At 56.8% G+C, this 7,034-nt stretch carries 4 protein-coding genes and 1 pseudogene; 4 read left to right on the top strand and 1 reads right to left on the bottom strand.

The genetic code is table 11. The features are described 5' to 3' along the window. Positions 1 to 573: 573 nt before the first annotated feature. Complete coding sequence (gene pyk, locus MKS85_RS28555; RefSeq protein ID WP_188250899.1) at positions 574 to 2,025, bottom strand: pyruvate kinase; 1,452 nt, start codon at positions 2,023 to 2,025, stop codon at positions 574 to 576. Positions 2,026 to 2,277: 252 nt separating this feature from the next. On the opposite strand from pyk, the gene MKS85_RS28550 reads away from it, so the two are divergent. The 4 genes and pseudogenes from MKS85_RS28550 to MKS85_RS28530 form a co-directional block, all read left to right on the top strand. Beyond that, complete coding sequence (locus MKS85_RS28550; RefSeq protein WP_047227106.1) at positions 2,278 to 2,652, top strand: tol-pal system YbgF family protein; 375 nt, start codon at positions 2,278 to 2,280, stop codon at positions 2,650 to 2,652. 294 nt (positions 2,653 to 2,946) lie between these two features. Further along, entirely contained in the window at positions 2,947 to 3,306 is a 360-nt protein-coding gene (locus MKS85_RS28545) for a PilZ domain-containing protein (protein ID WP_107321958.1), read from the top strand. Positions 3,307 to 3,769: 463 nt separating this feature from the next. Further along, positions 3,770 to 4,246, top strand: a complete 477-nt coding sequence (locus MKS85_RS28535; protein ID WP_188250898.1) for a hypothetical protein — start codon at positions 3,770 to 3,772, stop codon at positions 4,244 to 4,246. A 572-nt stretch (positions 4,247 to 4,818) separates the two neighbouring features. Beyond that, positions 4,819 to 7,034 (top strand): annotated as a pseudogene (locus tag MKS85_RS28530) (hypothetical protein); the annotation flags it as partial.

Here is a 7,034-nt window from a genome sequence, read left to right as displayed (position 1 = left end):
TCCCCTGTGGGAGCGAGCTTGCTCGCGAAGGCGTCGGCCCATTCAACATGAGTGCAAGCTGACCCACCGCTTTCGCGAGCAGGCTCGCTCCCACATTGGGTTTGTGTTGAACACATTAGCCATGAACACCACAGCTCCCCTGTGGGAGCGAGCTTGCTCGCGAAGGCGTCGGCACATTCAACGTTGGTGCAAGCTGACCCACCGCTATCGCGAGCAGGCACATTCAACGTTGGTGCAAGCTGACCCACCGCTTTCGCGAGCAAGCTCGCTCCCACATTGGGTTTGTGTTGAACACATTAGACATGAACACCACAGATCCCCTGTGGGAGCGAGCTGGCTCGCGAAGGCGTCGGCACATTCAACGTTGGTGCAAGCTGACCCACCGCTTACGCGAGCAAGCTCGCTCCCACATTGGGTTTGTGTTGAACACATTATTCATGAACACCACCGATCCCCTGTGGGAGCGAGCCTGCTCGCGATAGCGTCAGCCCAGGCAACACCTTTTTCAGATGGCAAAAACCAAAAAGCCCCACCATTCACATGGTAGGGCTTTTGTTTTCAGCAACCGGTCACTCAGACCATCGGGTCGCCAACGTGCAGGATTTTCATCCCGTTGGTGCCGCCGATGGTGTGGTAGCTGTCGCCCTTGGTCAGGATGACCCAGTCTCCGGTTTGCACCACGCCGCGCTTGACCAGTTCATCCACCGCCGCCTGGCTGACTTCGCCCGGTTGCAGGGCGGCCGGGTCGAATGGCACGGTGTAGACACCACGGAACATGGCCGCGCGAGCCTGGGTTTCGCGGTGCGGGGAGAACGCATAGATCGGCACCGAGGAGCGGATGCGCGACATGATCAGCGGCGTGTAGCCACTTTCGGTCAGGGCGATGATCGCCTTCACGCCCGGGAAGTGGTTGGCGGTGTACATCGTCGCCAGGGCGATACTCTCGTCGCAGCGCTCGAAGGTCTTGCCGATGCGGTGGCTGGAGGTCTTGCTGGTGGGGTGCTTTTCAGCGCCGATGCAGATGCGTGCCATGGCCTGCACCGCTTCAAGCGGGTAGAGGCCGGCGGCGCTTTCGGCCGAGAGCATCACGGCGTCGGTGTAGTCGAGCACGGCGTTGGCTACGTCGGACACCTCGGCGCGGGTCGGCATCGGGTTCTGGATCATCGACTCCATCATCTGGGTCGCGACGATCACCGCTTTATTATGACGGCGTGCATGCAGAATGATCTTCTTCTGGATGCCCACCAGCTCCGCGTCACCGATTTCCACGCCCAGGTCGCCACGGGCCACCATCACCGCGTCGGAAGCCTTGATCAGGCCGTCGAGGGTTTCGTCGTCGGCCACGGCTTCGGCGCGTTCGATCTTGGCCACCAGCCAGGCGGTGCCGCCGGCTTCGTCGCGCAGTTGACGGGCGTATTCCATATCAGCAGCGTCACGGGGGAAGGACACGGCCAGGTAGTCGACTTCCATTTCCGCGGCCAGCTTGATGTCGGCCTTGTCTTTTTCGGTCAGGGCCGGCGCCGTCAGGCCACCGCCACGACGGTTGATGCCTTTGTGGTCCGACAGCGGGCCGCCGATGGTCACGGTGCAGTTCAGTTCGGTGGCCGTGGCGGTGTCGACGCGCATCACCACGCGGCCGTCGTCGAGCAGCAGCTCGTCGCCCACGCCGCAATCCTTGACCAGGTCCGGATAGTCGATACCGACCACCTGCTGGTTGCCTTCGGTCAGCGGATGGCTGGTGGAGAAGGTGAACTGGTCACCGATCTTCAACTCGATGCGCTTGTTGGCGAATTTGGCGATACGGATCTTCGGGCCTTGCAGGTCACCCAGCAGGGCGACAAAACGGCCATGCTTGGCAGCAAGGTCACGCACCAGCTTGGCACGAGCCTTGTGCTCGTCGGGGGTGCCGTGGGAGAAATTCAGACGGGCAACGTCCAGGCCAGCCAGAATCAGCTGTTCGAGAACTTCCGGCGAGTTACTGGCCGGGCCAAGGGTAGCGACGATTTTGGTGCGACGGACGGACATGCAAGACTCCTCAGGTTCAAGCGCCAGCGAAGGCTACTATGCTCTTTGGGTGTAGTCATTGTTCATATGCACTACTTTTTCGTTTCTTTTCGAAATGAACATTCCTGAAAATTTTTGCGCCTCTACGGCTTCACATTCCTCCTGTGGCGAGGGGATAAATCCCCTCGCCACAAGAGCACTGCCAAGCTGCGTTTTCGGGTTGAAGATTTCCCCACCCAGGTCGATACAGAGCTCAAGACAGGAGAACCTCCCATGCGATTCGTGCTTTTTGTTGCCCTGGCCCTGAGCATCACGGGCTGCACCCGTTGGTCGATGAACCACCACATGAACCTGGCCTACAAGGCTTACGAGCGGGGCAATTGCGAGCAGGTGATGCTCGAGTTGTCCAAGGTCGACCGCGCCAGCCGTGCCCGGCGCTACATGCAGCCGGAAGTCTCGATGATGCGCGGCCAATGCCTGGAACGACAGAAGCTGTTTGTCGATGCGGCGCAAACCTACCAGTTCATCATGACCCAATACCCTAACAGCGAATACGCCTTCCGCGCCCGGGCCCGGCTGGAAACCTTGCAGAGCCTGGGCCATTACCCGCTCCGCAGCGCCCCGGTGATCCGCCCCACCGCGCTCTGATACCGTCCGTCAATATCATGGCCAGGGGCAATGCCTGGCCACCCCCACCTTGTACGATTGCACAGGATGAAACTATCGTCCCGGGGCTGGCTGTCGCCAAACCTTGAGCTATATTTTGTACAAGAAGTGATTAGAGCCAGGTCTCTAATTCAAGAGGCACCTGTGACCGGCAGAAGTAGAGCCAAGGCGCTTGCAAGCGTCTGGCACCGGGATCGGGGAGAGCGGGCCTGTTCGTGCCCGTTCCGAAGTATCGATAGCCCCTGGTAGAGGGGCGTTCAAAAAGCGATACAGGACATGTACAAAAAGAGGCGAATCGAGCGGCATCAGTTGCCGTATTTCCTGCGCGTGTTCAACGGTATGAACGACAAGCCCATCGGCTTTCTGGGCAACGTCTCTGAGGATGGCCTGATGCTGATCAGCCATTTGCCGCTGATGGTCGGCGCGGACTTTAATCTGCACCTCAAGATCCCTAGCGATGACGGACCGCAGTTGGACATTGAATTGAAGGCCAGTTGTCTGTGGTGCCACGAAGATGTGACGCCGCAGCATTTCGACGCCGGTTTCAGCCTCAAGTGGGCGCCGCCGGAGTACGGGCAATTGGTGAGTGCGTTGCAGCAGTATTTCAGTTTTCATCCGTTGCCGGAGTCGGCTTGAAACCGCCTCTGCAGGAATCGGCCTGACTTTTGCGGGGTTGCCTCAATCCAACCTGTGGGAGCGGGCTTGTTCACGAAAACGGTGGATCAGCTTGCATCAATGCTGAATGTGCCGACTGACCCGGTGTGGGAGCGAGCCTGCTCGCGATGGCGACCTCAAGTACGCCATCGCGAGCAGGCTCGCTCCCACAGGTTCTCCATCGCATCTACGACATTATTCAGTCGGCTTAACCTTCAGCGCTGAACCTTCGTCTCGTTATCCAGCAATTTCTCCAGCAACAACACCCCCATCTCGCCCATCTGCCTCAAAGAACCGCGGGTGACCGTTTGTCCGGACTGTCAGGTATTACAGCTATTCAATAAGCGAGGAGCCTTGTTCACTGTTCCTCAACCTTTCGGGTGATATGGGCGTTGTCAGTAAAATTGGAAGGTTTATTGTCATTACTTGATTAGAGGAATGGGTCATGAGTAAGGGAGATGATAAGTCGGAAAGCGATCCTGGTTCCTCTCAAAGAGGGGGGATTTCTCCAGATGGCGCTATTGAAGCTTATAAAGAAGCTAAGTTGGCGGGGCGAACAGAAATGAAAACGCTCACGGTGATGTATGATAATTATAAGGCAGAGTTGACGGTGGAGTATTGGTGGGTTTTTGAATGCGGCGCCTTTAGTGCTCAGGCAAGGCAGTACAGGGTGACTCCCAATGGGAGTAAAAGTGGCATTATTAGGTTCCTTATGCTCGGGAAGGGGCCAGAGGAAGTATGGGATGAGAAACTGACCAGCACCGCATGGCAAGACGGGGCCTGGCATGATGTTGAGGGCGGGGGAGCGGTAGGGGTTTACCCCACGAAGAAAGGAAAGCTTGGCTTTAAATATACATTTGGCGGGGTGAATGCTCCGAATCCTTCAGCATATACTGAGGTTGAAGTGGTATGTCCAGATTGATGCCAGGCGGTTTATTACAATCGATATGATGAGGCAGGTTTAGTTGTCTTGTCTTTCATCCCATTCGTGATTCTCAACCAATATAGGATTGAGGTTGACCTGCACTTGAAAGTCCCTTCGATGAGGGCCGCAACACAACATCCAATTAAAAGGCAAGCTGCCTGAGGTGTCACGAAGACGTAACGCCGCAGCATTTCGACGCCAGCTTCAGCGTGCATGGGGCGCCGCCGGAGTACGCGCAACTGAACAGGCGTGTTGCTGCAATGAAAGGAAACCCGACTGGATGACGTTTGTGCACATCACTTCATCACCGGGCGACTAAAGCCGGTCGCGGGTTGTCAGCGACGCGAATCAAGTTGCGGGGCAAGGCCGAGGCGCACAAACCGGCGGATTCTGGCGGATCTGTAGTCCGTTGCGCGAGGAGGCGTAGTCAGTTGGGTGCTTCCCTACATCGAGGCGGCCATTGGTCGGGACTGTCAGGTATGACAGGTGTTTAAGCTGAGGAGCTGGCTTCTACTGCCCTGAATCTCTTGTCAAGACCAGCCAATTGAAAGGTTAACCTGGAGCTAATCATGATCGACGATGACACCGACGATATTGATGGGCGCGACGCGGCAGAAATATCAGAAGGAAATAACAGAGTTAATGCCGATAAAACTTATGATGTGCGTAAGGTGTCGGACGTTGTTTCTGCAGATGGTTTGGCTACAGAGCACACAGTGTTTATATATCCAATTGGTAGTGGGGTTGCTATCGCGAAGTTTAAGTTTGAGTACGAGTGGAGTTCCGATGGCGCATCATTTACCGTTGTGGGAAAACAGTATTTATCAAGGCCTAGTGGTTTGGCTAACTGTTATTTTAGTTTGAGGGTTGAGAGTAACGGTAACTGGATTCCAGCAAGTGAAGAAAATGCGCGTCAGGATGATGCGTGGCATAGCTTTCCGTTTGTGCACACCGTAAGGAGTAATGCTAGCGAGGAGCTGATTAGTGTACGGGTTTTGTATTGGCAGGGTAATAATCGGATGGATATGAACAATTACTTTATAGCCTCTTACAGTCGTCAGAGCCCTTCGATAACGAGCCCTGTCCGTAACGATGACGTGCTACCCAATCTGGAGGTTTCAGGTACAGCTACTTCTGAAGCCTGGGTTGCGGTTTATGAAGGCCACACAGCTCGGCAATTGTCGGACTGGGTGGAATCCGGTTCTGCATGGCGAACAAGTTTGCGTGAACCGCTGACCCCAGGACTAAAAGTACTGACAGCCAGACAGCAACACCGTGGCGTGCTATCAGGCTGGGCCGACAATATATCTGTGACGGTACTGCCCAAGCCCTCCATCTCATCCCCTATTTCCGGCTCGAACATAGAGCATCGCAGGCCGGAAATTTCTGGCTCTGGGGTACCGACCGCAGAGGTGCAACTTCACGTCAGCCATTCGGCGGATGAAATACCCCATCCAGTGTGTATCGTTGACTCGCAACGGCACTGGAGGACAACGCCACATAACAATTTGCCGTTGGGGGCATTTGAGTTTACTGCCAGACAGACATCGGCTGGTAAGCATTCTGACTGGGCAGACAATGTTTCTGTTGTGATTGAATTACCCGTACCTGTCATCACCGGCCCCGTAGCCCATTCGGTGCAAGACAGGACCTTTACCGTGACCGGCAACAATGGGCGTTCAGGGGCCATCGTTCAGGTATTCAGAGATCTGACCGACGATACTAAATTGGGGGAGACCAGCACGTTGACGGGGGCTAATTGGAGCTGTTCCGTTACAGCGCCCGTAGGGAATATATCGCTGGCAGCACTCCAACTAGTAGGCGGGACGCCATCGAATCGAGGCGCACCCCGAGCCTTCAGAATCCGCCCTCCGGCATTGACCGCCGTCACCGTCACCACGCCGACGGACACCTCGGTGAAGTTCGAAGGCAGCGGCTACACCGGTTCAACCGTCCAGATCACGGTCGTCAGCGGGCCCGATGCCCCTGCGCCGGGCCCTGTGCCGGTGAACGGAGGCAGCTGGAACACAACCGCAACAAATTGGCCATTTGGTTCTTACAGCGTGAGGGCTGTCCAGCGGTTTCCCGACGGTGACAATGGCTGGATTGACTCGCAGCCGTACACGTTCCCGGTCAACCTGAGACTTCCAGACCCGACCGATATCACCTACACACCGGTCTACCAGCCCGTGTTCTCGGGTAAAGGTTTCAACGGTGCGACGGTGATGCTGTTCAATCCCGGTGGTGGGTCGAAGGTGGCCCCGGATGCTGGCGTGTCGTCCGGTCAGTGGCAGAGCATGGCATCACAGGTATGGGGGCCGACGTTCAAGCGGGAAGTCCATATCAAGCAATACCTGAATGGAGTACCGTCGCCGACCTGGCAGGAAATCGAGGTCACCATCCCACCGCTGGCCCCGGTCATGAACGTGCCCGTGGAAAATGGCCTCTCGCCCGACCTCAATGGCACCTGCTGGCCGGGTGCTGTGCTGACCCTCACATTCAGTGACAGCACCACCGAACATCCCGTCGAAAATAACAACGGCACCTGGAGTTTCCGGCGCACCGAGCCGTTTGCACCCGAGGTCACCCACACCGCGACGCTGATCCAGACCGCCGCCCAGCAAACCTCACCTGAAGCATCCAGAACCTTCACGGTCGCGCTGCCCGTGCACAAGCCCTTGATCACTGACCCCAGCCCCGGTGCTGAGGTCGGTCGCGTGCTGACCGTCCGTGGGCGTGATGGTATGGCCGAGGCGTCGATGCAAGTGCGTGACGCGCAATTTCA

It is taken from the genome of Pseudomonas sp. JL2 (assembly GCF_031570495.1).
In the GTDB taxonomy this organism is placed as follows: domain Bacteria; phylum Pseudomonadota; class Gammaproteobacteria; order Pseudomonadales; family Pseudomonadaceae; genus Aquipseudomonas; species Aquipseudomonas rhizophila.
The sequence above is the reverse complement of the archived record's forward strand: the minus strand, read 5'-3'. Positions and strand labels throughout refer to the sequence as shown.